Below are 26905 nucleotides of genomic sequence, written 5' to 3'. Positions count from 1 at the left end.
CCGGCATGTTATGATGAAAGGGCAGAATGGACTTATTTAAAGTGGGTTGATTTTGCGCTTGCCGTGTTCGGGTGGCCTCCTGAACACGGCTTTTTTGTTGGAATGCAGCAAACCATCTCATGGCCATCAGGCAAGGGCAGCAGCCGAACCGGCGGCTTCGATGGTCCGGGATGTTGTCAGTCGGATAAATGAAATTATTAATATAGTGATGAAGTGTGGTCATTGGTCTCTCCTCCTTTGGAATTAGGTTTATCCGGGCGGTGTGTCCCTTTCGACAATCTCATTATACACCAAAATAAGTGCATAAAACAAGCCGCAATATACACCAAATATAGTGCATATTGCGGCTTGAATATTTGTTCCTTTTGCTAATTGACTTTTATGCAAAACATGCACTTGACATGGTGCACATTTCGCATATATACTTGATTTATAACTATGAGAGAAGGTGTATGCGAATGTCGATAAAATATGACAAACTTTTTGCTCTATTGAAAGAGCGAGGATACACAACGTATCGGATTCGAAAAGAAGGACTGCTTGGGCAAAGCACGTTGACTGCCATTAAAAATGGAAAAGGTGGATTAACAGAGAAGTCAATTGATAAACTATGCCAAGTGTTGAAGTGTCAACCGGGCGATTTGATGGAATACATAGAAGACGATTCTGAGTGAATTTGAACAAGATTTATTTTCACAATAAAGAGGACGCATAAATGGTTGACTATACACCTTATCAAGCTCGCTATTTTGCCGAGCAAATCACTTTGAAGCGCCCACAATCCAGCTATGACAGCCTAGCTTCGGCAATGTCCGGAGTAAAGGTAGACCTGAACCCGCATCAGGTCGATGCCGCTCTTTTTGCAGTGAAGTCTCCGCTGAGCGCAGGTGCTCTGTTGGCGGATGAAGTGGGCCTTGGCAAAACGATCGAGGCTGGCCTTGTTTTGGCGCAATACTGGGCCGAACGCAAACGCCACATTCTTTTGATTGTGCCGGCGGCTTTGCGTACCCAGTGGCGCTCGGAGCTGAAAGAGAAGTTTTATATCGACGCCCTCATAATGGAGTCGACCAGCTTCAATAAGCTGAAAAAGGAAGGCTACTTCAATCCGTTTGATACTAAAAATCAGGTCGTTATCTGTTCGTACAATTTTGCTGCCAGGAAAGAGGATGAGCTCCGTCGCGTTTCTTGGGATCTTGTTATTATTGACGAGGCGCATCGCCTGCGGAATGTTTATAAACCCGATAATGTCACCGGCAAGAAACTGAAAGAAGCGCTGCAGGGCAGAAAGAAGCTTTTGCTCACAGCGACTCCGCTCCAAAACAATCTGATGGAGCTTTACGGATTAGTCAGCCTTATCGATGACCATGTATTTGGCGATGCCAAGACGTTCCGCGAAATGTATGTGGCGGTCAATAATGCAGAACTCCGTAATCGTAATCTTCGCACCCGTTTGGGTGGCTTTTGCAAGCGTACACTTCGCAAACAGGTTACGGAGTATGTTCGATACACAGAGCGGCATCCCATTTTGCAGGAATACACACCTACCGAGGCGGAAGAAAAACTCTACAATTTTATTTCTGATTATCTGCAGACGGACAAGCTGTATGCGTTGCCGGAAGGTCAGCGGACGCTCATCACCATGGTACTCCGCAAACTGCTGGCTTCTTCCTCGTTCGCCATTGCGGGAACATTGAATTCTCTCATCAGCCGCCTGGAAGAGCTCTTGAACGGAATGGAAACAGAGCTCGACCTGCAAGACTATGATTCTTTCGATGAATTGAGCGATGAAGGTGACGGCGCACAGGAGAAGTGCGAAATGTCCGAAGAAGACCTGCAGCGTAACCGGGAAGGCATTCTGCGGGAACTGGCACAGCTGCGTCAATTTGCGGAACTGGCCTCCAGCATCAAGACCAATGCGAAGGGTGACAATCTGATTTTTGCGCTGAAGCAGGGGTTTGATAAAATTGAAGAGTTGGGCGGCCAGCGCAAGGCGGTTATTTTTACAGAGTCCCGGCGCACCCAGGAGTATCTTTTCAACCTGCTCACCAACAACGGATATGCTGGTCAGATCGTCTTTTTGAACGGCATGAACAACGACGATATTTCCAAACAAATCTATGCGGATTGGAAAGAGCGGCACAAAAATGATGGCGCGATTTCCGGTTCACGCCAGGCGGATATGAAGGCGGCTGTTGTGGAGGAATTCCGCAATAACGCCTGTATCCTCATCGGAACGGAGGCGGCGGCCGAAGGCATCAACCTGCAATTTTGCAGTCTTGTGGTCAACTATGACCTGCCTTGGAACCCGCAGCGCATTGAGCAGCGCATCGGCCGTTGTCATCGGTATGGGCAGAAAAACGATGTGGTCGTCATCAATTTCCTGAACCGCAAGAACGCTGCCGACTGTCGTGTGTATGAGTTGCTCTCTCAGAAATTCCGTCTGTTCGAAGGGGTGTTCGGATCTTCGGATGATGTGCTGGGTTCCATCGAATCCGGTGTTGATTTTGAAAAACGAATTGCTAACATTTATCAGACCTGCAAAACGGCCGAAGAAATCCAGCAGCAGTTTGACCAGTTGCAGGCGGAACTGTCGGACAAGATCCAGGAGAAGATGGTGCAGGCCCGGCAATCTATTCTGGAAAACTTCGATGAAGTGGTTGCCTCGCGGCTCAAGGAGTGTGAATCAAATACCGTCGCCAGCCTGGATAAATTTACGCAGTGGGTTTATTACTTCTTTATGATACATGGTGCTGAGCGCGTAGAGCCGCTGGAACAGTGGCGCCTGAAATTCAAAGACGGGGATACGGAACGCGTCTATAATCTGAAGTGGAAGGACGCCGAGGAAGAAGGCGATACTTTCCTGCGCCGGGAAGACCCCTTGTACGAGTCCTGGCTGGCCGAGGCCATGGAGCAGCCGCTGCCTCCTGTTAAAATCCGCTTTGACCATACCCACTCGGAACGGAACATTTCTTTCCTGAATGCACATCCGCATCTGCAAGGCATCCTGTCTATTGACAAGCTTTCCTACGAGGGAATCGGCGAAGAAGAACATTTGGTGTTCTCCGTTCTTACCCAAGACGGAACCGTAATGGATGAGGACACCATCAACAGTATGCTGGAACTGCCTGCAACAGTGGTAAGCGCAAGTGCGCGTGAAACCGAGGCTTTGCAAGTAGCTCGTCAGCAACGCTTGGAATTGCAGCGTCAGCAGGTAGAGGAAAGCAACAAGAAATACTATCTGGAAGAATGCGATAAGCTGGATGCATACAGCGAAGACCTGAAAGAGGGCTTGCAGAGAGAGCTGAAAGAACTGAAAAAAGCCATCACGGAAAAGAAAAAGATGTTCCGTGCCAGCACAGCTTTGCCGCTCAGTGAAATGCTGGCAATGAAGGATGAAATCAATAAGCTGGAACTGAAGCGGAAGAAAATGCAGCGGGAGATTTACGACCGGGAAGATGAGATCGATGCCGAAAAGGAACGCCTGCAGGAAGAAGTCCGCCGTAAGCTGGAAGGTAATTGTACTACCCAGAATATCATGGTGATTGAATTTGAGGTGGCGTAAATGCCCAAAAAAGATGGACTTAAAAGCAGAATAAAACGCTCGTTGTTATCGCATCCTGTGCGCTCTTGTATAATTGGTTGCTTGCTTTTACTGGGGTTCACATATTTCTGGTTTGCGTTTGGCTTACCTGTAGTGGGGTTTGTGGCCCCAACGGGAAAGGATATTTACAAAAGCGATTGGCTCAGCTTTTGGGGTGGCTTCTTATCATTTGCAGGAGCAACTGTTTTAGGGGCTGTCGCCGTATGGCAAAACAAGCAGGCAAACCAAACCAATCAAAAGGCAATTGAAGAAAACAGACGAATATATCAGATTGGCTTTGAAAACGAATTGACAAGGTCAAAGTATCTGGCAATCATTCATGCGATTGAGGAGATAAGCGATAAAGTAATTGAGGCAGATAAAGCATTTCTGTCCATGCTTCACGATGCCCAAAAGACCGGAGCGGTAAATGATGCAATTCGTGCGTATGACAACTTACTGGAAACCATGAATTTTATGGTGCGTTTCGAATTTGACCGTATATTGCCGCTTTCTTTCGACGCGCAGTACCCTGAAATAGCTGACTATCGCATAAAAATAAAGGAGCAACTGAACCAGCTCATAAATAGTGTTGAAGAACAAAAGCGGAACGTGGTCACAACATTGGCATATTGTTCCACTAATGTCCATTTTGGGGTTACTATCGGCATTGATAAAACGTCTTTGATGGAGATTTTGGATGTGTTTTACGATAAATTGTATAATGTTGATGCATATTCAGCGGTGACGACGATTACACAAGAACAGGAGAATGAGTGACAATGGCTAATCAAAGATTGGAATTGACATGGATTGGTAAGGGAGAAGACCCGGCTGTTGAACCGCGCATCCTGCTCCATGACCCTTCTAAAGATTATGGTGACCCCAACACCGAGAATATGCTGATTCATGGAGACAATCTGTTGGCGTTGAAGGCGTTGGAGCAGGAGTATGCGGGACGGATAAAATGTATTTACATAGACCCGCCTTATAATACAGGTGAAGCTCTGGAGAACTATGATGATAACTTGGAGCATTCTACTTGGCTGAGATTAATGTATGAAAGGCTAAGGATATTAAGAAATTTACTTTCAGATGATGGCTTTTTTTGCTGCCAAATTGATGATTCAGAAGGCCACTATCTAAAGATTATGCTGGATGAAATTTTTGGTCGAGATGGTTATTATCAAACGACAATTTACGTCCGAGTGAGATATCCGGAAAAGACGCTAAAGCAAGATATGGCGTTTCATAAAGAAATTGAACAAGTTCATATTTATAGAAAGAGCAATCGCGCCAAACCTATATTGGATAAAGTCGATTCTGGATACGAGAAATTCAAATTCAAAATTGAGACGCTTTCGGCTCCGGTTAAGATTTTAGAGCTTGGGGGAAAAAGGGTGGAAGTGTATAAAAAAGGAGATTACACTATCACTGAGGAGATGGGCTCGGAATATGGTTTGAAAGAAATATGGGCCTCCGGAACAATTTTAGATGGGAATTCATCGGGAAGATTTTTCAGAGACTATTTGACAGGGCGCTATGTAGAAGATGGATATGGTGTTATTTATAAGGTTTACGGTATAGGAGATGATAGGTACGATTATCGTTTCTTTACCGGGCCCAATAAGGAAGGAGCAACAAAAGGAAAATATTATCAAGGAGTTCCACTGGACAAACTTGAAAGTGGTGAGATGACCAGAGAAGTGCCTATTAACGGATTTATTGATTTGGCCTCTTATTTTGGCAATTGCAGACAAGAAGGTGGAGCAGAGTTCAGAGGCGGAAAAAAGCCAGAAATTCTCATTAAAACATTACTTTCCCACTTCACTAAAGAGGGGGATTGGGTTTTGGATTCATTTTTGGGTAGTGGGACAACTGCTGCTGTTGCACACAAAATGAATCGTCGATATATAGGTATTGAACTTGGCAATCATTGTTATACATTGTGTGTTTCGAGATTGACAAGGGTGATTGATGGCGATAAAACAGGCATTTCTGAAGATGTCAACTGGCATGGCGGCGGCGGATACAAGTTCTACGAACTGGCTCCTACCCTAATCGTCAAGGACAAGTACGGGAATCCCGTGTTTTCTGAGCAGTACAGCCCGGAAATGCTGGTCGCGGCTGTGGCCAAGATCAATGGATACCACTATGCTCCCGATTCAGAAACCTTCTGGAAACAGGGCTTCTGCCAGGATAACAGCTTCATTTATGTCACCACCCAATACCTGACTGGAGAAGTGCTGGACGGCATCGCAGCGGAAGTGGGAGCGTTTGAAAATCTGTTGATTTGTGCGCCTGCCTTTGACACCGGTCTGAACAAGCGGTATGAGAACATTACCGTGCGCAAAATTCCCCAGTCGGTACTCGACAAATGCCAGTATGGTGTGGACAATTACAACCTGAATATTATCGACCCGCCGGTATTGGACGAGGAGGAATGGGAAGATGATTAAAGAATCCTATACCGAAAAATTCTACTCTTACCATTCCAAATACATCAACAACGCTCTGTCCCTGCGGCCGCCGCAGCACGAAAGCCTCGAAATTTTTGCGCGGCTGTGCGATACCCTGTCGTTGAGGAAAAATCCGACAACGGTGCAGCAAATCAGCGCGGCCCATCAGGCGGAATTGGACGCCTGCGAAACGGATGACAAACGGCAGAAACGCATTTCAGAGTTAGCGAGCCAGACGGCAGAGGAGTTTTACCGGGAAGACCTGGCAGCTGTGCGGCACTTGTGCCCCACACTGACTTCCTTTGAACGAGATTTCCCGTCCGTCTGCTTTTCGCTTGCCACCGGCATCGGCAAGACTCGGCTGATGGGGGCGTGTATCGCCTATCTGCACTATGAAAAAGGCATCAAAAACTTTTTCGTCATGGCGCCCAACCTCACAATATACAACAAGCTGAAAGATGACCTGGGCAATATCTCCAATCCCAAGTATGTTTTCCGTGGCCTGGACCGCTTTGTCAGCCCGCCTCGCATCATCGATGGGGACAACTATGCCGATTTCCGGCAGACTGCTTTTGGCGTCAACGATGTGGTGATCAATGTATTCAACATTTCCAAGCTGAACTCGGACAGCAAGGTGAAGGACGGCAATCCGGCACGCATCAAACGGCTGAACGAAGTATTGGGCGAATCGTATTTTTCCTATCTGCAATCGCTCCCGGATCTCTGCATTTTCATGGATGAAAGCCATCACTATCACGCCGACAAAAGTTTTGAAGTTATCAACGAGCTTCGGCCTATTCTCGGTGTGGAGCTGACCGCAACGCCGCAGATTCAAAAAGGTGCGAAGAAGGTCAACTTCAAAAATGTCGTTTACGAATATACGCTTGCTCATGCGCTGAACGATGGACAATATGTGAAGGTGCCGGCAGTTATTACACGCAAAGATTTCCGTGCGGAGGAATATACCCCGGAACAACTGGACAAAGAAAAGCTGAATGACGGCGTGCGCATCCACGAAGATACAAAAAGCCAATTGGAGATTTATGCCCGCACCTATGGCAAGCCGTTGGTAAAACCGTTTGTTCTGGTAGTCGCCAAGGATACGGAGCACTCCCGGCAGATTCGAGAGTATCTGGCATCGGATGAGTTCTTCCGTGGGTACTATAAAGACAAAGTGCTGGAAATCAATTCCGCACAGCGCGGAGCCGAGAAGGACGAAAACATCACACAGCTTCTTTCTCTTGAGAAACCGGAAAACAAAATTGAAATCGTTGTCCATGTGAATATGCTCAAGGAAGGATGGGATGTGACCAGCCTGTATACCATCATTCCCCTGCGGGCCTCAGCCTCTGAGACCTTGACGGAACAGACGATTGGGCGCGGCTTGCGGTTGCCGTATGGCTTGCGTACCGGGATAGAGGAAGTGGACCGGCTGTCCATTGTCAGTCACGACAAATATGCAGCCATCGTAAACCTGGCCAACGACCCCAACTCGTTGGTTCGCAAAGTGTATTACATTGATGATGACAGTCCGGATATTGAGGAGCCGCGAGAGACGGTGGAGCTCACTACGGCCTATGACAGCATTACCAACGATGCCAGCTTTACGGAGCAGCTTGCGATGTCCTTCATGCAAGAGACTCCCGCTTCGTACAGTTCCGGAGAAACAAAAACGCAGGAGCAGGCGCTTGAAGTTGCCAAATTTGTGGCTCATTTCGCGGCAAAATCCGTGCTGGAGTTAAATAAGCAGGTGAAAACCTATGATGCGGCAAAAGACGAATCTGCCAAGAAGTTTGTCCAGCAGACTGTCGTAAGTGCCACCCTTCGGCAATTCCCTTCATTGAATTTGCGCCCGGAGGACGTTGCGCCGGTTGTTCAAACGGCAATCGAAACCTGCGTGCAGGCACTGACAGACAAAGTGATCCCTATTCCGCAAGCGGTCGTGCAACCGTTCACTGAGGTCAAACAAGGGTATTATATGTTCACTCTGGATACCCGCAACATGAACTGGCATCCTGGAAATGATACTTTGATTGGCACAGAATTGCAGACGGACGGAAAGACTTTCGAGTATGATCCAAACTTTCACGCCAGAGAGGCCGTCGATACACCGGAAAATGAAATTGTCCGGCATCTGATTGTTTATGATGATATCGACTATATGACTACCGCCGATTTGCTGTATTCTCTTGTCGGCGATGTTAAAAAACACTTTCTGACGTATCTCTCGGAAGAAGAGGCCGAGCGTGTTATGCGCGACCGGCAAAAGACAATTGCGGAAATCATTCACGCACAGATGAGAGATCACTTCTTCCGGGAAAAATCCGTTTTCCGTGCGACTGAAATGCGGCCGTTCTCCCGCATTGAATCTAGCTTCGGTGGAAAAATCAAGTCGGATGAGATTTACGACCTTCGGGCATCAGTCCCCGTTGGTGAGGTTCGCAGCAAGGTGTTTAACGGATTCAAAAAAGCTTGCCACACTCTCTACAAATTTGACAACAACACCGAGCGCACCTTTGCAATCGTTCTGGAAAACGACAAAGAGGTCATTAGATGGATGCGCCCATCGCCGAAGCAGTTCAATATTTATTATGGACCTGGTGGATATAGCCGGTATGAGCCGGACTTTGTCGTGGAAACAGTGAGTACCATCTATATGGTGGAAACAAAGATGAGCAAAGAACTTTCGGACCCAGAGGTTCTCGAAAAGGCCAAAGCGGCACAGGTATATTGTTCTGCTGCCAGCGCCTGGAATGTGGAGCACAATGGAAAGCCTTGGGTGTATGCCCTCGTTTCGCATGATGAAGTGCGCCTGAATTCCAGTTTCCGCAATCTTATGGATAACCGGGTCCCCGCAGAACAGTTGTCTTTCTAATTATCTAATGGCAAAGGGAATGCCTCACAATTATGGGGCATTCCCTTAATGCTAAGTAATGGAGATTTACGATGAGTCACTACAAAAGAAAGTATGTAACCGTCGGGCAAAAACGATATAAATTGGTAGATGCCATCGGCTCCGGCGGAAATGGAAGTGTTTGGCGCGCGCAAGAAGAAGGTATGGAGCAACAATATGCAATCAAATTTCTTGCTTCCGAAGATACTGAGAAAATTACGCGCTTCGAAAAAGAAATAGCGTTTTGCCAACGGGAAACTCATCCCAATATAATTAAGATAATTGGTTATGGGACATTTAATGACAATGAAAAATTTTATATTATGCCCCTGTACGAAAAAACATTGCGGGATGTTATTTCGAAAGAAACAGATGCAGAGGTTTTACTAGGTTACTGGCTCAAACTTGCGAAAGCTGTTCAATACATTCACAGCATCGGCGTTTATCACCGAGATATAAAGCCGGAAAATATCTTCGTTAACGACACCGGCGAACTGGTCCTTGCAGACTTCGGCATTGCACACTTTAGCGACTCAACTATGACCAAGACGGATGCGTGGTTAGGGAACAAATCTTATGCCGCGCCCGAACAACTGGAAAAGGAAAATGAAAACAGTGTATCTGCGGCAAGCGATGTTTATGCGCTTGGGAAAATATTAAGTGAGCTATTTACGAAAAGCAATCCATCGGGACTGAGTTATGAATTAATTCGTGACGTTTATCCTCAATATTGGGAACTGGATACGATTGTAGAGAGATGCTTGAAACAAAACCCATCGGAGAGACCATTAAGCGAGTATTTGATAAAAGATGTTTCGTATATACAAGAAACAGTCAATACCGAACTGGACATTATAGAATGTGGACTTATCGACGAGTTTCAAGATGGTGAACCTGATGAAAGAGTAATAGCCATTGCTCACACAGCAGCAAAGGACATTTATCTTGCTAAGTATATTTTGGAGAACGAATCGCTTCAAGAAATAGAAAATGACGACCCTGAATTTAACTATCACATACAAATACACTACGCTGTGGATGACTTTATCAAAAGCGTATACTTTCAAAAAAGGCTATTAACCGTTTGTCAGAAGAAATTCGAATATGAGGCGAATGTCTATGCCAGTGGCAGGATGTATCCAGCAATTGATTTAGAAGAGGAAAAGAATCGCAAATTGTATAAGGAATTCCAAGCAACTGTAACAAAATATCGTTATGAAGACGGCTCTCTTGGAAAAACCTTGAAACTATTCTTGTCCTGCTGCGATTATCATTGCCGCGAAATACTTCGGGCTGCAAAAGGAATAGATGAAGAACTCGGGGGCCTAAGTAATGCTCCTTTTTTCTATCTGTTATATAAATTGAGAACTGTGTTTTCGAAAAATGAAGCTTATGAGTACAATCTTTCAAATCATATTTTTGTGAATTGGATACTTACCGATACAGGCGATTTTTCTGATTGAGTTATGTACGACAACTTACTGTATCAAAAGAGACGTATTAAAAATGAGTTTTGTATATGCTGTTAAAGAGATTATCAAGTATGATAGCTGTATGCGTGAATTGACGTACATATACAGCGATACGAAGATTTCCCTTGACGGAACTTGTAAATCCAACTGGGGAACCCAGACTAGAGAGATGATAGAGCATTATGGGCTAATTAAGAGTATGATTGTAGGGCCTAGATGCTGCATCTCCTTTGCCGGAAATAATATAGCGTATGCACACAGATTGCTATACAAGCTATTTGAAGCTAAACAATTTAAAGAAGATGAATTAATAGATTTAGCGTGGGAAATCCATAGCAGTGCCGCAGAAAATGAGATAGAATTCATTATATGCCTAGCGGATGAAGCGGATAAAACGGAAATAGTCTGCATAAAGAACCAAACGATACAAAGAGATTGCTCCTCTGCTTGGATCGGTTCAGAAGATGCATTTAGGCATTTGCAGAAATATAGGATGGCGGATGTCTCGCATTTAAATGAGTATTTAAAAGCATTCAATTATGCGATGCGCTGTTGCAAAGATGATTCGGTAGGTGGATTTTGTATTAGCGTTATATTTTCCAATTCATCGCATCAGTTTGAATATCAGGAAAGATTGGAACTGGCAGTAGAACGCGAGCAAAAAGTGTTGCCTGGTATGCCTATCAAGCTTGTTGGAAGCGCAGAAGAAGGAGCATCCACACTACACTACTATCCTTCAGATTTAGGCGTTGAAATTCAAATAGACCAAATCAATTTAACAATTGTTTTCACTTCGAAGTACAGGTTAGAAAGTGAAGATTGTGAGAAGGCTGATACAAAGCATTTTTTGCTGCCTATAAAAATCAGGACAGATTCAAGAGAAGTACTTTTGGGATAACCAGTGGTGCCTAAAAAATCCGCTTTTAGTATGGTGCGCAACGCTGTTAAATCTACAGCTACAGTGGAATTTCACGGCTGTTGGTGCAATATGTGTACTAAAGTGACCACTAGATTTTTTACAGCGAGAAAGGTTGAGCATAATCTCCGATCAGGTCAAAACATGTAATCTTTGACTCGATAGCGAACATTGATGGCCTTAGAAATGTGTAGACGTAAGAGACTATAAGAAACCTTCTAGATGTTTGTCCTGATGTGAAGCTATGTTGCCCCCCTCGTTTTGAAAGGGGGTGAAAAATCGGTGGGTAGGTTTGGTATATAAGCCTGAAAATCTTGTACTAATCGGTGGGTAGGAAACCGCCAGAAACACCCCCCGATTTTGCTGTTTGGTCTTCATTTTTTGCCCTTAATCTGGTACAATAATTTCAATGAAAAACAGTATCTAGCTAGTTGGCATTTTTCACCATAAATCCATGGCTGCTTCAGGAAGATAAGAAGCAAGAGAGGTCATCACAAATACCCGCTGCTTTACTGACTCCAAGCGCACAAACGCCCCCCTCTGTTTTATTCGTGCCAGCCGATAAAGCCTTGATTTTTCCGGCTTTGAGAGGTGCAGGTGTGTACCGATCAAACAGTGAGTTCTGTACCAAGTGCGATGCAAAATTTGTCCATCCAAAGGTCGTAATGAACTGGTATTGAATTGGCGTATTTTGCAACTAAAATATAGAAATAAAAGAGCCCGAAAATGGCTTGATTCCGCGATATTTTCCGGCTTTTCCATTTGTACTAATAGTCCCATAAAATGGCATTCAAGAGGTCAGCGGTTCGATCCCGCTTATCTCCACCAGAAAGAGCCTTGAAACCGATGGGTTTCAAGGCTCTTTGTTTATTCCGGCAGCCGCCCAGATCAATGACCGCCTTCCCCTGGCGGAACGCGCGGCCCCTGAACTTCGCCGCGCCGCCCCCGCCGCAGGTGGCATAGGCCACCACAGGGCCGGCCTGCCCCAGCATCCATCTGTTGCGCCGCTCAGTGGCCCAGCGGGATTGTAGGGCAACGATATTTTGATTGTCAACCCGTATTCGGGTAATCCCGCCTGGTTCCATTGTTATCATCAAAGCAGCCCAAAAATGGGTAATGATGAGGACGAGGGCAGATGTATGACATTGGCGGAATTCTTGGACTTTAAAGAATTAAATAAATAAAGGTTTGAAGACGATACAGACGAATAAAAGCACCAAACCCGTTTTGAGGGTTGGTGCTTTTCTTTCGCTCGATCATGTATGAAATTTCTCGCCTTACTCCGTCCTCCAAAAGTAAACGCTGTAAGGCGCGAGGCGGCTGCCGCCGCCGAAGTCGTGAGGCTCGCCGGTGATGAGGTCGGTGGCACGGCCAGCGCCGGCGTCAAAGTGCGCGGTGTATTCCTCGCCGCCGGCGTTCACCGCAACGATGACCCGCTCGCCGCCCGCCGCGCGCTGGAACACCAGCTGCCGGTTGGTCAGCGCCAGGGTGCGATAGTCCCCTTCGCACAAGGCCGGGCTGGAGGCGCGGGCGGCGGCCAGCGCCTCCACCCACTCGGTGAGTTCGTTGTTCTGCGGCCTCTCCAGCGCGGGGCGCAGGGCGGCGTCGCCGTCCCGCTTTCTGCCCGTCTGGCCCCACTCGCTGCCGTAATACACCGCCGGCGTGCCCGGCATGCCGAACAAAAGGCCGTAGGCCGGGCGGATGTGGGCGGGGTTCGCAAGGATGCTGGCGATGCGCTCCACATCGTGGTTGTCCAGAAAGGCCAGCAGGTGCTTGCCTTTATAGAGCGTCCACGGTTCGGGGCCAAACTGCCGGTTCAGGCTGTGGCCGATCTCGAACATATTCATGCTGTTGAAGCTGGAATAAAGGCCCTTGTAGCATTCGTAGTTGGTCACCGAATGGCAGGCGTGGTCGTTCATCCAGCGGTTGTAGTCGCCGTGGAGCGTCTCCCCCATCAGCACGAACTCCGGCTTGAGAGAGTCTGTAAAGCCGCGCAGCTTTGCAAGAAAATCCGGCGAGAGGCAATAGGCCACATCCAGCCGCAGGCCGTCGATGCCGTACTCCTCCACCCAGCGTTTCACCGCCGCGAAGAGGTGGTCCACCACCGCCGGGTCGTTCAGGTTCAGCTTCACAAGCTCGTTGTGGCCTTCCCAGCCTTCGTACCAGAAGCCGTCGTTGTATTCGGTGTTGCCGTCGAAACTCAGATGGAACCAGTTCTTATAAGGGCTGTCCCACTTCTTTTGGCGCACGTCCTCAAAGGCCCAGAAGCCCCGGCCCACATGGTTGAACACGCCGTCCAGCATCACGCGGATGCCCGCGGCGTGAAAGGCGTCGCACACCTGTTTCAGGTCCTCGCCCGTGCCCAGGCGGCAGTCCACCCGGAAGTAATCACGGGTGTCATAGCCGTGCTTGTCGCTCCCGAACACCGGGTTCAGCAGCACGCAAGTCATGTTCAGCGCCCTGATGTGCTCCACCCAGTCCAGAAGTTTCAGGATGCGGTGCTCGCACACGCCGTCGTTGTGTTCCGGCGCGCCGCACAGGCCCAGAGGATAAATCTGATAAACATTTGCCCGGTCAAACCACATGTTGGGTTCCTTTCAGGGCCGCTGGGGCCCGGGGGTATTTTCTGCGTTTGCCTCGCTTTCCTGGGGGGCGGGGTCCTTCGGCAGCGGGTCGCCGTTCTTGTCGATGCCTTTTTCCTTGAGGCGGCGGGCCAGCAGGTCGCTGGTGAGGGAGTAGAGCACAGCGAAGGTGGGCACGCCGACGACCATGCCCGCAAACCCGAACAGGCCGCCGCCCACGATGATGGCCACCAGCACCCAGATGGCCGACAGGCCGGTGGAATCGCCCAGGATCTTGGGGCCGAGGATGTTGCCGTCGAACTGCTGCAGGATGAGGATGAGCACGCCGAACTCGATGGCCACGATGGGGTCCACCATCAGCAGGATCATCACGCTGGGGATGGCGCCGATGAAGGGGCCGAAGAAAGGAATGACGTTGGTGACGCCCACCACCACGCTGATGAGAAGCGCGAAGGGCATCTTGAACAGGCTCATCAGGATAAAGCAGAGCACCCCGATGATGGCGCTGTCGATCAGCTTGCCGTAAATAAAGCCGTTGAACACCCGGTTGGCATTGCTGCACACGGCCAGCATGCGCCGGGCTTTCCGCAGGGGCAGAAATGCGTAGATGACCTTTCGCATCTGGCCCAGCAGCCGCTGCTTGCCCATGAGCATGTACACCGAGGCGATGAAAGCCGTGAGGGCAGACACAAGGCCGCTGCCCACCGCCATGCTGTAGTTCAGCAGCTGGGGCATGAAGTCGCGCAGGAGGGCCGTGGCCTGCTGCATCAGGTCGGTGTAGGAGAGCATCATGCCCTCGATCAGTTCCTCGTCCAGATGGAAGCGAGTGGAAACATTGGCCACAAAGGTGTTGAGGCTGCGCAGATAAGCGTTGAGATTGTCCGCCAGGACCATCACGCTCTGCACCACCTGCGGCAGCACAAAGCTCAGCAGAACGCCGAACAGCACGATGGCCAGCAGGTAGCTCACGGCGATGCTCAGGCCCCGCTTCATGGAGAATTTTTCTTCAAAAAAGCGCACGGGCCCGTCCAGCAGATAGGCGATCACAAAGCCGCCCACAAAGGGCGAGAGCACACCCAGCACCCCGTTGACGGCCTGGCACACCAGGTCCAGGTTGGACATTGCCAGATAAAAGGAGATGCCGATGATGACCACAGCGAGGTTGGAAAAGAAATTTGGGCTGAGCCTCCATCTGTTGTTCCGATTCATTCACACTGATCCTTTTCGTTGGAATTTCCGCAAAATGCCGCAATTTACAAAAAGCGCCGCAGCAGCGGCCGCATGCGCAGGGCATAGGCCCGTATCAGATTGTCCAGCGCCGCGTCGTAGACCCAGAAACACACATTGGCCAGCGCCAGAAGCCCTGCCAGCGCCAGGGGCGCGGTGTGGGCGAATTCCTGCACGATGGCCTGGATGGGCAGGATGTAAAGCACCACGCCATAGCAGGCAAACACCAGGGCGTTGAACGCCGCCGTTTTGACCGCCGCACGCAGCCAGCGCCAGGGAATGCGCTGCAGGTAGGCTTTCAAAAGCGGATAATGCCCCAGCAGGAACACGAAGATGAAGGCGCTCTCCTTGTCGGGCACGAAGAGAACGCTCAACAGTGAAAGGGCGGCGTAGCTCACCCACGCGAGGCGCATGCCGCACTCCATGGCGATGGGCACCAGCAGGATGCCGCCCATGGCAGGGGCGCAGAATGTGGCGAAGGGCATCACGCTGCCGCCCAGCATCAGCGTCATGGCCAGGGCGCACAGCACGCCGCACAGGGCGATCCGCCCGCTTTTTCTCCGGCGCATGGTCAGCACTGACCGCAGTTGCAGCACAGGTCCATGCACATCATGGCAGTGCAGATATCACAGCAGCTGCATCCCACCGCGTTGGCCTGGGGGCCCGTTCCGTAGGCGCCGTAGGGGTTGCCGGGCATCTGGCCGTTCGCCGTGCTCTGCAGGTTGTGCAGCGCCGCTGCATACTCCCGGTTGGAGGGGGCCAGGCGGCAGGCTTCCTGGAAGTAGCGCAGCGCCTCGTTCAGCCAGCCCTTGTAGTAATAGGCGCTGCCCATCAAAAAGTTCCACTCGGCGCTGGCAGGGCCGTCGGGCATCGCCTGCAGCCGGGCCAGGGCCTCGTCCACCCTGCCCTGCTGGATCAGCGCCCGTATCTCCGGCAGGCTGCCGGGGTCGGCCTGCTGCCCGTCCTGCCTGGGGCCGGCCTCGCCGGTGTGGGCCGGGGCGCCACGCAGTTCAGCCATGACCTGGTCAAAGGCGGTGTTGATCTCTTCCATCTTTTTCAGCGCGTCCTCTTTCAGAGGGCCCGCCTCGTAGTTGTCGGGGTTATACTTCTGCGCCAGCGCACGGTAGGCGGCCTTCACTTCGTCCTCGCTCGCGCCGCGCCGCAGGCCCAGCACCTGATATGCGTCCATGTTCGTTTCCTTTCCGCGCCGGCGTCACACCGGCGCTGCGTGCTTTTCATGTTTTTGCGGCTGCCCGGCGCGGCGGATGCCGGCAGGCAGGCCCAGAAAAATAATATTATCCAAAATGGGGCGGTTGAGTTCCAGCCGCAGCAGATTGTAGCAGCGGGCCACCTCCCCTGCCGCCAGCCGGCACTGGAGCGCGGCCTGCTCGATGGCGGCGGCCCGGTCCAGCCCCATGCGAAGGAACACGTTGTAGCGGCCCTTTTCCCGGTCTTTGTCGAAGTCCTCCGCGGCGTCCAGCCAGTAGAGGATCTTGCCCAGGAACAGGCCCATGCGCCCCAGGATGTGCGCGTCTTCGGGCCGCGCCGCGCACTTTTCCAGGATGGCCGCGGTCATGCGCCCGGTTGGTTCTGCCGCCTCGTCCGGGTTCGCACAGCCCGCCCGTTCCAGCTTTTGCTGGCAGGCCGTCTGCTCCGCCAGCAGCCTGTCCAGTTCCGGCTGCGCGGCGGCGGCCTTTTTGTGGGCCCGGAACAGCAGGAGCCGCAGCGCGCCTGAGGCGAAACGACGGGCAAGGGGCTCGTCTTCCAGGTCGTCCGCCAGCTTGTACCAGCTCAGCAGCACCAGCGACGCGGCGGCCAGCCGCAGCCCGCCAGTGCCCGCGTGCATGCAGCGGCGGCGCAAGGGGCTGGCCATGCAGCGCTTCATGCAGGGGGCGCCTTTTTCGCCGCTGATGCCGTCGGCCAGAAGGGCCACGGTGACCAGGTCATAGTTGAGGAGCATCCGGCTCACGAAGCCGTAGTCCGCTTTCAGCTGCATGCACAGCCCGCAGTAGACGGCCCGGTAGCACTCGTACTCCCGCACCTTCATCTCGCCTTTGTCGGGGGTGACATAGCCGAACACGCCGCGCGCCCCTTTCCACAGAAAATGGGCTGACAGCGGCCCGCCCCACCATGGGATGAACGGTGCTGTCAACCCTATTATCATACACTATTTTGCCCCTGTTTACAATTCGCCAGCCCTGTGTGGGGCTGATAATTCCCAAAAAATTTACAAACGCGGCGGTCTATATCTGCCGGTCCAGCTCGTCGATGCGGCAGAAACGGTAGCCATGTTCTTTGAACCAGTCGATGATGTCCGGCAGAGCCTCGGCGGTGGTCTTGCGGGTGGCCTTGGTGTCATGCATCAGCACCACGCAGACATTTTTCCCCTCGGCGCCCTTGACCACATTGCGGTAAACGTCGTCGGCGCTGGGGTGGCCGCCCGCCGCATCCTCGGCGCAGACGTTCCAATCCACATAGCGGTAGCCCTTCTCCCCCACCTGGGCCACCAGGTTCTTCATAATGGAGCTGCCGCCGTATTTGCGGCTGACGGTGTTGGTGCTGCCGCCGGGGAAGCGAAGCCAGTGGACGGTCTCCAGATCCACATAAGGGTCTATCTGCTGGCGAAGCTCCTTGATGTCCGCCCAAAACGCGGTGGTGCTGGCATAGATGGTCTTGTAGGAATGGGTGCAGCTGTGGAGCGCGATCTGGTGGCCCTCCTCCACCGCCCGCTTGATGAGGGGCAGATAGTCCTTGTTGTTCTCCGCCGACACCACAAAAAAAGTGGCCGGCACCCCTTTTTCTTTCAACACGTCCAGCACCGCCTCGGTGGTGGGGCTGGGGCCGTCGTCGAAGGTGAGGAACACCCGTTTTTCCCCGTCTTCATCCGCCAGCGCCTGGGCCGATACGAAGGTGGTCGCCTCCAGGTCTTTCTGACGGCACACCGGCTGGGCGCGCTGCACCGCCCACAACATGGCGCTGGCCGCCCCCGCACAGCAGACGCACCACACCATCACCCAGAGCCTGCGCTTTCGTTTCAAAGATTTTCCCATGTCATCTCGCCGCCTTCTGCAATGTTGATTTGCCACGGCAAACCACGTATACTTATAGCTATGAATCCGGGGGGCAGGTTATCCCCCTTTGCGAGGAGAAAATGATGGAAATTGTGATCTTAGTGCTGGCGGGGCTGGCCTGCGTGCTGAGCCTCGCCAACCTGCTGCGCCGCCCGCGGGGGCTTTCCGGCGAGGACCTGGAAAAGGTGCGGCAGGATCTGCTGGCCGAGATACGCCAGACGCGGCAGGAGCTTTCCGGCAGCGTGGCCTCCGGCCTGCAGGCCAGCAATGTGCAGACCGAGCAGAAACTGGAAAGCATCCGCACTACCATGGAGGTGCGCCTGAACGCCATGCAGGCGGCGACCGACCGGCGGCTGGGCGAGATGCGCCAGACGGTGGACGAAAAGCTGCAAAAGACATTGGAGGACCGGCTGCAAAAAAGTTTCGGCCTTGTGAGCCAGCAGCTGGAACTGGTGTACAAAGGGCTGGGCGAGATGCGCACGCTGGCCGCGGGCGTGGGCGACCTGAAAAAGGTTCTGAGCAACGTCAAGACCCGGGGCATCCTGGGCGAGGTGCAGCTGGGCGCCATTCTGGAGCAGCTGCTGGCTCCCGGGCAGTACGCCGAGAACGTAGCCACCGTGCCGGGCAGTTCCGAGCGGGTGGAATTTGCGGTCAAGCTGCCGGGCGACGGCGACGGCCCGGTATGGCTGCCCATTGACGCGAAATTCCCCCAGGACGCCTACGCCGCCCTGCTGGCGGCCTACGACACGGCGGACAAAGCCGCGGTGGAGCTGGCGGCCAAAGAACTGGATAAGCGGGTGCGTGGATTCGGCAAGGACATCCGCGACAAGTACCTGGACCCCGGCCACACCACCGATTTTGGGGTGATGTTTCTGCCGGTGGAAGGGCTTTACGCCGAGGTGGTGCGCCGGGGCACCGCCGAGCGGCTGCAGCGGGAATATAAGATCGTGGTTGCGGGCCCCACCACCATGGCGGCGCTGCTGAACAGCCTGCAGATGGGCTTCAAGACGCTGGCCATCCAGAAGCGCAGCAGCGAGGTGTGGAAGGTGCTGGGCGGCGTGAAGGCCGAGTTCGACACCTTCGGCCAGGCGCTGGCCCAGGCGCAGAACCGGCTGAACCAGGCCAGCAGTGAGCTGGAGAATCTGGTGGGCGTGCGCACCCGGCAGATCCAGCGCAAATTGCAGCAGGTGACCCTTCTGCCCGGCGAGGAGGAAGCCTCCGGCGAACAGAATTCTGGGTATTGACTTCGCCCTCATCCTATGGTAGAATACATTTTGCGGAATTTCCCGCCTGATACGCGAGGGTGGCGGAACCGGCAGACGCGCACGTTTGAGGTGCGTGTGGTATATACCATGGGGGTTCAAGTCCCCTCCCTCGCACCAAAACGCCGCAAGCGGTCAAACGCTTGCGGCGCTTTTTTGTTGTTCGCTGCTCGTCCTTTTCCATGCTTGATTGACAATCCGTTGCAAGTATACTACATTTAAAGCGGCGGCAGACAAAAGCCGACAGACACCAGACAAACAGGAGGGATCGTCCATGAACGACTCGTATTTTGACGGCGGCATGCTGCAGCTGATCGGCTGGCGGCTGCTGGGCACGCTCATCACCGTGTGCACCTGCGGCATCTGCTATCCCTGGGCCGTGTGCATGGTATATGGCTGGGAAACCAAGCACACCGTTGTGAACGGCCACCGTCTCACCTTTGACGGCAGCGCCGTTCAGCTGTTCGGGAACTGGATCAAGTGGTTCTTCCTGACCATCATCACCCTTGGCATCTATGGTTTCTGGCTGGGCATCGCCCTGCGCAAATGGAAAGTCAAACATACCCATTTTGCCAATTGAACATCTGAAACGCAAAACGCCCCGCCCTCCTCCGGAAATTCCGGAGGAGGGCGGGGCTTCGTTCGTTTATGAGAGGAAAGCTCAGTTTTTGGCTGCCTGCCGGCTGCTGCGCGCCATCAGAGAGAAAACCAGAGTGATGGCCGCCAGCACTCCCAGCACGCAGAAGGTGTTGAACATGGCGCCGGCGTAGGCCGAGCGCAGGTTCTCCACAAACTGTGTGAACAGCGTCTGGCCCTGCTCGCTCAGGCCGGCCATGGCCTTTTCCACGGCAGTGGGATCGGTGAGCAGAGTCGTGCCCATGTAGCCGTTCAGCTCCTCCGCGGAGAGGAAGGCGTCCAGTCCTTCGGGCACCACCCCGGTCAGCCCGCGGGCAAAGGAGGTGTTCAGCACCATGCCAGCGATGGACAGGCCGATGGTGCCGCTCATGGACTGCAGGAACTGGATGGCGCTGGTGCCCTCACCCACCAGGGACTCCGGCAGCTCGTTCTGCGCATGCAGCGTGTAGACCATGGAATAGGTGGTGGTGCCCAGGCCGGAGAGCAGCACGCCCAGGATGAGCCAGACCATGTCTGCGGGCGAGCGGGTGAGGCCCATCAGGAAGTTGGACGCGGCATAGACCACCGAGGTGGTCACCAGCACCAGCTTGATGCGCCCGGTCTTGCCGATGAACGCGCCCACCGCGTAGCCCAGCGCCAGCTGCACTACGGATTTCAGCGCGGTGATGGCGCCGGACATGGTGGCGTTCATTCCCGCCAGCGCCTGGCAGAGCATGGGCAGGTAGGAACCCACCGCATAGAGGGTGGGCCCGATGAGCACCACGCCCAGGATCACCAGCACGAATTCACGGTTGCGGAACAGCGCGGGAGAGAGCACCGGATGCTCGCAGCGGTTGATGTGCCGCACGAACAGCGCCAGCGACACGAGGAACACCGCCAGCGACCCCAGCACCTGCACCGAGACCCAGCTGTAGGTCTGCCCGCCCCAGGAGAAGAACATCACGATGGCGATGGTCAGCACCGAGAGCAGCAGGGTGCCGGCCCAGTCCAGACCGCCCGCCGGGTCCTTGGGGCGAAGGTTGGGCATTTTGAGCAGCAGCACTGCCAGCACCACCGCCGTCAGCGGCACGGACAGATAGAAGGTCAGCCGCCAGCCCAGCAGGTCGCCGATGGCGCCGCCGGCCAGAGGAGCCACCACGAACACCACGCCGGTGAGGGTCCCGTAAAAGCCCATGGCCTTGGCGCGGCCCTGTTCGTCCAGCGATTCGCCAAAGAAGGCCAGCACATTGCCCAGGATGCAGCCCTTGCCGATGCCCTGCACGCCGCGCATCACCACATGGAACATCATGCTGCCCGCAAGGCCCGCCAGCAGGGAGGACACTCCGTAGACCAGAACGCCGGCCACGATGATGTATTTCCGTCCGCTTTTGTTGCCCAGCATGGAGGTGATGGGCAAAGCCAGGGTGTTGCACAGGAAGGTCAGCGTGTACATGAAGGCGTACAGATCGGTGCTGCCCAGCTCGGCCACGATGCCCGGCCCCACGATGGAGCTCATGGCGTCGATGAACAGGATCTCAAGCAGGCCCAGGAAGAGGGCCAGCATGGTCCAGCGCTTGTTTTTTTCGTTCATTCCCGCTCCCCCTTTTTCACAGTTCCAGCTCCAGCGCGTCCTTGAACCGCTCGCCGCCGTCGATGGTCAGATCGGAGCCGGTGACATACTTGGCCTCGTCGCTGGCCAGATACAAAACGCCGTAGGCGATGTCGTTGGGCTCGCCAATGTGGCCCAGGCAGGTCTTTTCCTCGCAGGATTTGAGCACCTTGGGGTAATCACAGATGATCTTTGTCATGGGGGTCACGATAGTGCCCGGGATGATGGTGTTGACACGGATGTTGTCCTTGCCCAGGTCCACGGCAGCGGCGCGGGTCATGGAGACCACGGCGCCCTTGGTCAGCGTGTAGGCGTTGAACTCCACGCCCACCACCGCGGCCAGCGAGGACACGTTCACGATGGAACCGCCGCCAGCCTTCTTCATCACCGGCACCACCGTTTTGATGCCCGCAAAGGAGCCCCAGGCGTTGATGCCCATGATGCGGTCAAAGGCTTCCCGGTCGGTCTTGTCATAGTTGACGCCCCGGGAACCCACGCCCGCGTTGTTCACAAGGATGTCCACCGTGCCGAACGTTTCCACGGCCTGCTTCACCACCTGCTGCCAGTTCTCTTCGCTGGCCACATCCAGGTGCACGCCCAGCGCCATGCCGGGGAAATCCGCGTTGATGGCGTCCACGGTCTCTTTCAGTGCGTCCTCCGCCATGTCCGCCGCCACCACTTTGGCGCCCTCTCTTGCGAACAGATACGCTTCGGCCGCGCCCTGCCCCATGGCCGCTCCCGTGATGATGGCCACCTTGTTTTCCAGCCGTTTCATGCTTCCTCATCCTTCCGTTTTTTGTTTTTGCGCTTTGGCTTTCAGCGCCGTTTTCATTGTACACATCCCCGCCGCCAAAATGGAAATACGGGTTTGCGATGCAAACGGCAAAGGCATAAAAGAAAACTATGTTTGCTTTTTCACAAACAGCTTACAAGGCAGGCCGGTTTTTGCTATACTGATTGTCAGGGGGTGTGGGCATGACCATTTTGCAGCTTCAATACTTTCAGGCGGTGTATGAATACCGCAACATGACGAGAGCGGCCAACGCGCTGTATGTTTCGCAGCCGTCGGTCTCCACTGCCATTCAGGAGCTGGAGGACGAGTTCAGCGTCAAGCTGTTCCTGCGCACCAAGCCGCTGCAGCCCACCCAGGCCGGGCAGCGCCTTGCCCAGCTGGCAGGCCCGCTGCTGAACGGGTTTGAGGACATCTCCCGCCAGATGCGCAGCATCGGCAGCCAGCGCTCGCCCCTGCGGGTGGGCATTTCCATCATCGTGCAGCAGCTGGTGCAGCGGATGTTCGCCGGCGGATTTGACATGTCCCGCGAGTCTCTCGCCTTTTTGGGGTTTTACGGCTGCGATTATCTGATGCAGTCGGTGCGGGACGGACTTCTGGACCTCGCCATCATCTCCTCGGTGGACAGCCGGGACCTGGAGGAATTCTGCGTTTACGACCTGGCCAGTTTCGATGTGGTACTGTACACCCGCCGGGACGACCCCTTGTGCAGTTTCAGCACCCTGGACCCCCGTCAACTGCAGCAAGTGCCGCTGGCCGCCTTCACCGAATATCCCATGAGCCGCTCCGAGTTTGGCGAGATGATGAGCACCCTGCTCAACAACGTCTGGCCAGAGAACATCCTGTTTTTCTCCACAGACCTGAACGGCATCGGGCAAGCCATTCGGGAGGGCCGGGCTTCCTGCGTGCTTTTGCAGGGTCTGTTCGACAATGACCCGGAGATCCGCGCCATCCCCCTTGAGACCAACCGGCGCGCCCACTTCTCGGTGATATGGCGCAAGGACCATCTTCTGCGCCCGGAGGAGGAGGCTTTTCTGCGCGAGACCGAGGCCCATCTGCGCAAATTGGAGTAAAAAGCGTTTCTTCGCATCAAAAAGAGCCGCGCCCGCAAGCAGCAGCTTGCAGGCGCGGCTTTTTTTCTCACGCGGCCATGAGGTTTGCCTCATCCCGGCAGCGCCAGAGGAACGCCCTGGCCACCAGGGCGGCCATGCATTCCGCCGCGACGGTGGCGGCCCAGATTCCGTCCACCTGCCAGAACAGCGGCAGGATCAGCACCGCCGCCACCTGGAACAGCAGCGTGCGCAAAAAGGAGATGACCGCCGACACAAGGCCGTTGTTCAGCGCGGTGAAGAAGGCCGAGCCGAAGATGGCAAAGCCGGTGAACAGGAAGGAAAAGGCAAAAATGCCGAAGGCGCGCACCGTGAAGCCATAGAGCGCCTGGTCGTAGCCCACGAACAGGCGGGACAGCGGCTGTGCCAGCCCCAGGGCAGCCGCAAACATCGCCAGGGCGAACACGCTTATCAGCCCCAGGCTGCGGCGCAAAATGCCCTTGACCTCTGCGGTGTTCCGCGCGCCGTAGTGGTAGCTGATGACCGGCGCTGTGCCCACGGAATAGCCCAGGAACACCGCCTGGAAGATAAGGCTGACATACATCAGCACACCGTAGGCGGCCACACCGTCCTCCCCTGCCATGGCCAGCAGCTGCAGATTGTAGAGCATGCTCACCAGCGGGATGGAAATGTTGCTCATCAGCTCGGAGGAGCCATTGGCGCACACCTTGCCCAGCGCCCGCGGCTCCATGCGCGCGCGGCCCAGGCGGAGCAGGCTGCGGTTTGGCAGCGCAAAATAGACCAGCGGGACGAGCCCGCCCACGCACTGGCTGATGGCCGTGGCCGCCGCGGCGCCCTGGATGCCCCAGGGCAGCACCGCCACGAACAGCGCGTCCAGCACCATGTTGGTGAGCCCCGCCGCCACCGTGACATACAGTCCGAGGGCAGGCTTGCCCGCCGTGGGGAACAAACACTGGAATTCATATTGCAGGATATAGATGGGGTTTGCCAGCAGGATGATGCGGCCGTAGAGCACGCAGTTTTCCAGCAGCTGGCCTTCGGCCCCCAGCAGCACCAGCAGCGGGCGAAGCAGCAGAAGGCCCGCTGCCGCCAGCACCACGCCCAGCCCCGCCGAGGCATACACCACCAGGGAGAACAGCCGCCCGACCTTTTCTTTGTCCCCTTCGCCCAGAGTCTTGGCGATCAGCGCGCCGCCGCCCGTGCCGAACATAAAGCCCACCGCGCCCAGGATCATCAGGAAAGGCATGATGAAATTCACCGCGGTGAAGGCGTTTTTGCCCACAAAGTTGGACACAAAGAACCCGTCCACCACGCCGTAGATGGAGGTGAACACCAGCATGATCATGGAGGGGAAGGTCAGGCGCAGAAGTTTTTTGCAGGTGAAATGGTCAGAGAATCGTATCTGCATGTTATACCTTTCTTTTCAGCTGTGCCGTCCTTTCCTTAAAATCGGCGAGGTACCTCTCCGTCAGGCGCAGATAGGTCTCCACTTCCTCTTCGGACCAGCACGCGAATATGTCTTTTTCGATCCGGAGGATGCGCATGGCCGTCGCTTCCGCCACCGTCTGGCCGTGGGCAGTCAGATGTGCGTTTTTGGCCCGGCCTCCGTCCAGTTCCAGTTGCAGCACGTCCTCCGCCTCCAGCTTGCGGATGGCGGAGTTCATCGTCTGCTTGCTCAGGCCTGAACGCCGGCGGATGGTGCGCAGCGGGCAGCTGCCCCCATTGTCGCAGATCGCGTACAGCACTTTCATGGCGCTGTCCGGGTAGCCCATCTTGAGGCTGAGCTCGTGGTAGGCAGCCTCGGTCTCGCCGAGCAGGTAGTTGAATCGGTTCAGTCTTTCCTGAGTGGTCCTGGTCATTCTCCGCTCCCCTTTTTGGTCCGAAATCGTACTCGCCATTTTAGTACGATTTCGGACGTTTGTCAAGCTGCCTCTTTTTGTGAGAAATCCCGCGGGCATGGGGCATACTAAAAGCGGGGCGATGAGCCCCGCTTGAAAAGAAAGGAAGGAACGATCTATGGACCACGAATACCATGAAACGCATCACGAGGACCAGAACGCCGTGACCGAGGTGGGCGTGCCCGACCCTCATCAGCCCGGCTGCCGCCCGCCCCGGGCGGAGGGCCTTGTGACCGAGGCCGACGCCTTTTACGAGGGGCTGGGCATGGGCGCCTATTTCCCCTCGGTGTTCGGGGGCGCTGCCCCCGAGCAGCGCAAGCCTGTCGGACCCGAAGAGTGCGGTCCGGACCAGCGCGGCTGCGGCTGCCAGAGCGAGCCTGCGGAGTGACGCGCGCAGGGCTGTCCCGCTCAAAAACGGGGCGGCCCTGCAATTTTTTTCGCATCGTGCAAAAAAGGTTGATTTCACAGACGGGTCTGTTATAATAAAGATAAAGACGGCCTTTTCACAAAAAAGGCCTCTCCTTTGAACGACGGAATACTGCAAGGAGGTCATACAAGATGAAAGTTATCGAGACCAGCAAGGCGCCGGGCGCCATCGGCCCCTATTCTCAGGGTTTTGAGGTGAACGGCTTCGTATTCACCAGCGGCCAGATCCCCGTGGACCCCTCCACCGGCAACGTGCCCGAGGGCATCGCTGCGCAGGCTGAGTGGAGCTGCAAGAACGTGGGCGCCATTCTGGAGGCTGCCGGCGTGGGCTTTGAGAACGTGGTCAAGACCACCTGCTTCCTGGCTGACATGGGCGACTTTGCCGCTTTCAACGAAGTGTACGCCAAGTACTTCGTTTCCAAGCCCGCCCGCAGCTGCGTGGCTGTGAAGGCCCTGCCGAAGGGCGTTCTGTGCGAGATCGAGGCCATCGCCGAGAAGTAAGCCGAACTGTTTCGGACATAGAAAATCCCCGCCTGTTTGCCAAAATAAACAGGCGGGGATTTCTTTATGCGTCAGGAACCGCTCGCCTCGCGGCAGGCGCTGCACACCCCATACAGGGTGAGCGCATAGCCCTCGATGGCAAGTTCCGGCCTGCCGGCGATCATCTTGTCCAGCGGCGTTTTGTCCAGCTGCACGTCCTCCACCCGGCCGCACCGGGTGCAGAACATATGGTCGTGATCGGCCAGGGTGCGGTCAAACCGGTCGGCCTGGCCGGGAACGCTCACCCGGCGCACACGCCCGGCCTCCACAAGGCCGTTCAGGTTGCGGTACACCGTGCCCAGGCTCAGGCCGGGGCAGTCGTCCCGCACGGCGGTATAGATCTCGTCGGCGGTGGGGTGATCGCAGCGGCTCTGCACCTGCCGCATCACCAGCTCCCGCTGCCGTGAATAGCGCATGGTCCTTTCCCTCCTGTTCCCGCCCGCTGCAGCCTGACGGCCGTGCGGTGCGTCGTTGTTTTTTATAATAGTAATTGTT

General features: G+C 54.4%; 25 protein-coding genes and 1 tRNA gene. 13 read left to right on the top strand and 13 right to left on the bottom strand.

Features of this window, described 5'->3' with window-relative positions:
* The coding region (locus ACH2AT_RS03585; RefSeq protein ID WP_394963705.1) for a hypothetical protein at positions 1-223 on the bottom strand (223 nt) is incomplete at its 3' end.
* A 235-nt stretch (positions 224-458) separates the two neighbouring features.
* On the opposite strand from ACH2AT_RS03585, the gene ACH2AT_RS03580 reads away from it, so the two are divergent.
* The 7 genes from ACH2AT_RS03580 (at position 459) to ACH2AT_RS03550 (ending at position 11302) form a co-directional block, all read left to right on the top strand.
* Entirely contained in the window at positions 459-674 is a 216-nt protein-coding gene (locus tag ACH2AT_RS03580; protein WP_394963703.1) for a helix-turn-helix domain-containing protein, read from the top strand.
* A 41-nt stretch (positions 675-715) separates the two neighbouring features.
* Positions 716-3562 carry an SNF2-related protein gene (locus tag ACH2AT_RS03575; protein WP_394963701.1) on the top strand — a complete coding sequence of 949 codons (2847 nt, stop codon included), beginning with the start codon at positions 716-718 and terminating at the stop codon, positions 3560-3562.
* Positions 3563-4360, top strand: coding sequence for a hypothetical protein (locus tag ACH2AT_RS03570; RefSeq protein ID WP_394963699.1), 798 nt, complete (start codon positions 3563-3565; stop codon positions 4358-4360).
* Between the two features lie 2 nt (positions 4361-4362).
* On the top strand, positions 4363-6039 hold the full coding sequence (locus ACH2AT_RS03565) for a site-specific DNA-methyltransferase (RefSeq protein ID WP_394963697.1): 1677 nt from the start codon (positions 4363-4365) through the stop codon (positions 6037-6039).
* Positions 6032-8914 carry a DEAD/DEAH box helicase family protein gene (locus ACH2AT_RS03560; protein ID WP_394963695.1) on the top strand — a complete coding sequence of 961 codons (2883 nt, stop codon included), beginning with the start codon at positions 6032-6034 and terminating at the stop codon, positions 8912-8914. The genes ACH2AT_RS03565 and ACH2AT_RS03560 overlap by 8 nt, the downstream gene beginning before the upstream one ends.
* A 71-nt stretch (positions 8915-8985) precedes the next feature.
* A complete protein-coding gene (locus tag ACH2AT_RS03555; RefSeq protein ID WP_394963693.1) occupies positions 8986-10395 on the top strand; it encodes a serine/threonine-protein kinase in 1410 nt (469 codons plus the stop codon).
* 43 nt (positions 10396-10438) lie between these two features.
* Positions 10439-11302 carry a hypothetical protein gene (locus tag ACH2AT_RS03550; RefSeq protein ID WP_394963691.1) on the top strand — a complete coding sequence of 288 codons (864 nt, stop codon included), beginning with the start codon at positions 10439-10441 and terminating at the stop codon, positions 11300-11302.
* A 459-nt stretch (positions 11303-11761) separates the two neighbouring features.
* On the opposite strand, the gene ACH2AT_RS03545 is transcribed toward ACH2AT_RS03550, so the two are convergent.
* From ACH2AT_RS03545 to ACH2AT_RS03515, 7 genes are all read right to left on the bottom strand, one after another.
* A complete protein-coding gene (locus ACH2AT_RS03545; RefSeq protein ID WP_394963689.1) occupies positions 11762-12082 on the bottom strand; it encodes a hypothetical protein in 321 nt (106 codons plus the stop codon).
* Between the two features lie 515 nt (positions 12083-12597).
* Positions 12598-13905, bottom strand: coding sequence for an alpha-amylase family glycosyl hydrolase (locus ACH2AT_RS03540; protein ID WP_394963687.1), 1308 nt, complete (start codon positions 13903-13905; stop codon positions 12598-12600).
* A 12-nt stretch (positions 13906-13917) separates the two neighbouring features.
* On the bottom strand, positions 13918-15111 hold the full coding sequence (locus ACH2AT_RS03535) for an AI-2E family transporter (protein ID WP_394963685.1): 1194 nt from the start codon (positions 15109-15111) through the stop codon (positions 13918-13920).
* A gap of 44 nt (positions 15112-15155) precedes the next feature.
* Positions 15156-15698: a hypothetical protein gene (locus tag ACH2AT_RS03530; RefSeq protein WP_394963683.1), complete on the bottom strand. Its 543-nt coding sequence runs from the start codon at positions 15696-15698 to the stop codon at positions 15156-15158.
* Positions 15699-15700: 2 nt separating this feature from the next.
* A complete protein-coding gene (locus ACH2AT_RS03525; protein ID WP_394963681.1) occupies positions 15701-16318 on the bottom strand; it encodes a DnaJ domain-containing protein in 618 nt (205 codons plus the stop codon).
* A gap of 24 nt (positions 16319-16342) precedes the next feature.
* Positions 16343-17209 (bottom strand): DUF5685 family protein, encoded by an 867-nt coding sequence (locus tag ACH2AT_RS03520; protein WP_394963679.1) that lies wholly within the window; start codon positions 17207-17209, stop codon positions 16343-16345.
* A 163-nt stretch (positions 17210-17372) separates the two neighbouring features.
* Positions 17373-18179, bottom strand: a complete 807-nt coding sequence (locus tag ACH2AT_RS03515; protein WP_394963677.1) for a polysaccharide deacetylase family protein — start codon at positions 18177-18179, stop codon at positions 17373-17375.
* A 104-nt stretch (positions 18180-18283) separates the two neighbouring features.
* Between ACH2AT_RS03515 and ACH2AT_RS03510 the strand changes: the two genes are divergently transcribed.
* From ACH2AT_RS03510 to ACH2AT_RS03500, 3 genes are all read left to right on the top strand, one after another.
* Positions 18284-19444 (top strand): DNA recombination protein RmuC, encoded by a 1161-nt coding sequence (locus ACH2AT_RS03510; RefSeq protein ID WP_394963675.1) that lies wholly within the window; start codon positions 18284-18286, stop codon positions 19442-19444.
* Positions 19445-19497: 53 nt separating this feature from the next.
* A tRNA-Leu gene (locus ACH2AT_RS03505) sits at positions 19498-19582 on the top strand.
* 154 nt (positions 19583-19736) lie between these two features.
* Positions 19737-20042 (top strand): DUF898 family protein, encoded by a 306-nt coding sequence (locus ACH2AT_RS03500; protein WP_394963673.1) that lies wholly within the window; start codon positions 19737-19739, stop codon positions 20040-20042.
* 81 nt (positions 20043-20123) lie between these two features.
* Here the strand turns inward: ACH2AT_RS03500 and ACH2AT_RS03495 are convergent, their stop codons facing one another.
* On the bottom strand, positions 20124-21668 hold the full coding sequence (locus ACH2AT_RS03495; protein WP_394963671.1) for an MFS transporter: 1545 nt from the start codon (positions 21666-21668) through the stop codon (positions 20124-20126).
* A 16-nt stretch (positions 21669-21684) separates the two neighbouring features.
* On the bottom strand, positions 21685-22461 hold the full coding sequence (locus ACH2AT_RS03490) for an SDR family NAD(P)-dependent oxidoreductase (RefSeq protein ID WP_394963669.1): 777 nt from the start codon (positions 22459-22461) through the stop codon (positions 21685-21687).
* A 200-nt stretch (positions 22462-22661) separates the two neighbouring features.
* Here ACH2AT_RS03490 and ACH2AT_RS03485 point away from each other — a divergent pair, with 200 nt between their 5' ends.
* Positions 22662-23549: a LysR family transcriptional regulator gene (locus ACH2AT_RS03485; RefSeq protein WP_394963667.1), complete on the top strand. Its 888-nt coding sequence runs from the start codon at positions 22662-22664 to the stop codon at positions 23547-23549.
* A gap of 67 nt (positions 23550-23616) precedes the next feature.
* Here ACH2AT_RS03485 and ACH2AT_RS03480 read toward each other — a convergent pair whose 3' ends face one another.
* Complete coding sequence (locus ACH2AT_RS03480; protein WP_394963665.1) at positions 23617-24954, bottom strand: MATE family efflux transporter; 1338 nt, start codon at positions 24952-24954, stop codon at positions 23617-23619.
* Between the two features lies 1 nt (position 24955).
* Positions 24956-25405 carry a MarR family winged helix-turn-helix transcriptional regulator gene (locus ACH2AT_RS03475; RefSeq protein ID WP_394963663.1) on the bottom strand — a complete coding sequence of 150 codons (450 nt, stop codon included), beginning with the start codon at positions 25403-25405 and terminating at the stop codon, positions 24956-24958.
* Positions 25406-25562: 157 nt separating this feature from the next.
* Between ACH2AT_RS03475 and ACH2AT_RS03470 the strand changes: the two genes are divergently transcribed.
* Positions 25563-25832 carry a hypothetical protein gene (locus ACH2AT_RS03470; protein WP_394963661.1) on the top strand — a complete coding sequence of 90 codons (270 nt, stop codon included), beginning with the start codon at positions 25563-25565 and terminating at the stop codon, positions 25830-25832.
* Between the two features lie 170 nt (positions 25833-26002).
* Positions 26003-26371 (top strand): RidA family protein, encoded by a 369-nt coding sequence (locus tag ACH2AT_RS03465; protein WP_177521153.1) that lies wholly within the window; start codon positions 26003-26005, stop codon positions 26369-26371.
* A gap of 71 nt (positions 26372-26442) precedes the next feature.
* Here ACH2AT_RS03465 and ACH2AT_RS03460 read toward each other — a convergent pair whose 3' ends face one another.
* Positions 26443-26826 (bottom strand): transcriptional repressor, encoded by a 384-nt coding sequence (locus ACH2AT_RS03460; protein ID WP_394963659.1) that lies wholly within the window; start codon positions 26824-26826, stop codon positions 26443-26445.
* Between the last annotated feature and the right edge of the window lie 79 nt (positions 26827-26905).

Source organism: Candidatus Allofournierella excrementigallinarum (assembly GCF_944388085.1).
GTDB classification, from domain to species: domain Bacteria; phylum Bacillota; class Clostridia; order Oscillospirales; family Ruminococcaceae; genus Allofournierella_A; species Allofournierella_A excrementigallinarum.
This window is presented reverse-complemented; position numbering and strand designations above follow the sequence as displayed.

Bases quoted from the DNA above. Each gene is read 5' to 3' on its own strand.
- ACH2AT_RS03580 (WP_394963703.1), top strand. From the start codon at position 459: ATGTCGATAAAATATGACAAACTTTTTGCTCTATTGAAAGAGCGAGGA.
- ACH2AT_RS03575 (WP_394963701.1), top strand. From the start codon at position 716: ATGGTTGACTATACACCTTATCAAGCTCGCTATTTTGCCGAGCAAATC.
- ACH2AT_RS03570 (WP_394963699.1), top strand. From the start codon at position 3,563: ATGCCCAAAAAAGATGGACTTAAAAGCAGAATAAAACGCTCGTTGTTA.
- ACH2AT_RS03565 (WP_394963697.1), top strand. From the start codon at position 4,363: ATGGCTAATCAAAGATTGGAATTGACATGGATTGGTAAGGGAGAAGAC.
- ACH2AT_RS03560 (WP_394963695.1), top strand. From the start codon at position 6,032: ATGATTAAAGAATCCTATACCGAAAAATTCTACTCTTACCATTCCAAA.
- ACH2AT_RS03555 (WP_394963693.1), top strand. From the start codon at position 8,986: ATGAGTCACTACAAAAGAAAGTATGTAACCGTCGGGCAAAAACGATAT.
- ACH2AT_RS03550 (WP_394963691.1), top strand. From the start codon at position 10,439: ATGAGTTTTGTATATGCTGTTAAAGAGATTATCAAGTATGATAGCTGT.
- ACH2AT_RS03545 (WP_394963689.1), bottom strand. From the start codon at position 12,082: ATGGAAAAGCCGGAAAATATCGCGGAATCAAGCCATTTTCGGGCTCTT.
- ACH2AT_RS03540 (WP_394963687.1), bottom strand. From the start codon at position 13,905: ATGTGGTTTGACCGGGCAAATGTTTATCAGATTTATCCTCTGGGCCTG.
- ACH2AT_RS03535 (WP_394963685.1), bottom strand. From the start codon at position 15,111: ATGAATCGGAACAACAGATGGAGGCTCAGCCCAAATTTCTTTTCCAAC.
- ACH2AT_RS03530 (WP_394963683.1), bottom strand. From the start codon at position 15,698: ATGCGCCGGAGAAAAAGCGGGCGGATCGCCCTGTGCGGCGTGCTGTGC.
- ACH2AT_RS03525 (WP_394963681.1), bottom strand. From the start codon at position 16,318: ATGGACGCATATCAGGTGCTGGGCCTGCGGCGCGGCGCGAGCGAGGAC.
- ACH2AT_RS03515 (WP_394963677.1), bottom strand. From the start codon at position 18,179: ATGGGAAAATCTTTGAAACGAAAGCGCAGGCTCTGGGTGATGGTGTGG.
- ACH2AT_RS03510 (WP_394963675.1), top strand. From the start codon at position 18,284: ATGGAAATTGTGATCTTAGTGCTGGCGGGGCTGGCCTGCGTGCTGAGC.
- ACH2AT_RS03500 (WP_394963673.1), top strand. From the start codon at position 19,737: ATGAACGACTCGTATTTTGACGGCGGCATGCTGCAGCTGATCGGCTGG.
- ACH2AT_RS03495 (WP_394963671.1), bottom strand. From the start codon at position 21,668: ATGAACGAAAAAAACAAGCGCTGGACCATGCTGGCCCTCTTCCTGGGC.
- ACH2AT_RS03490 (WP_394963669.1), bottom strand. From the start codon at position 22,461: ATGAAACGGCTGGAAAACAAGGTGGCCATCATCACGGGAGCGGCCATG.
- ACH2AT_RS03485 (WP_394963667.1), top strand. From the start codon at position 22,662: ATGACCATTTTGCAGCTTCAATACTTTCAGGCGGTGTATGAATACCGC.
- ACH2AT_RS03480 (WP_394963665.1), bottom strand. From the start codon at position 24,954: ATGCAGATACGATTCTCTGACCATTTCACCTGCAAAAAACTTCTGCGC.
- ACH2AT_RS03475 (WP_394963663.1), bottom strand. From the start codon at position 25,405: ATGACCAGGACCACTCAGGAAAGACTGAACCGATTCAACTACCTGCTC.
- ACH2AT_RS03470 (WP_394963661.1), top strand. From the start codon at position 25,563: ATGGACCACGAATACCATGAAACGCATCACGAGGACCAGAACGCCGTG.
- ACH2AT_RS03465 (WP_177521153.1), top strand. From the start codon at position 26,003: ATGAAAGTTATCGAGACCAGCAAGGCGCCGGGCGCCATCGGCCCCTAT.
- ACH2AT_RS03460 (WP_394963659.1), bottom strand. From the start codon at position 26,826: ATGCGCTATTCACGGCAGCGGGAGCTGGTGATGCGGCAGGTGCAGAGC.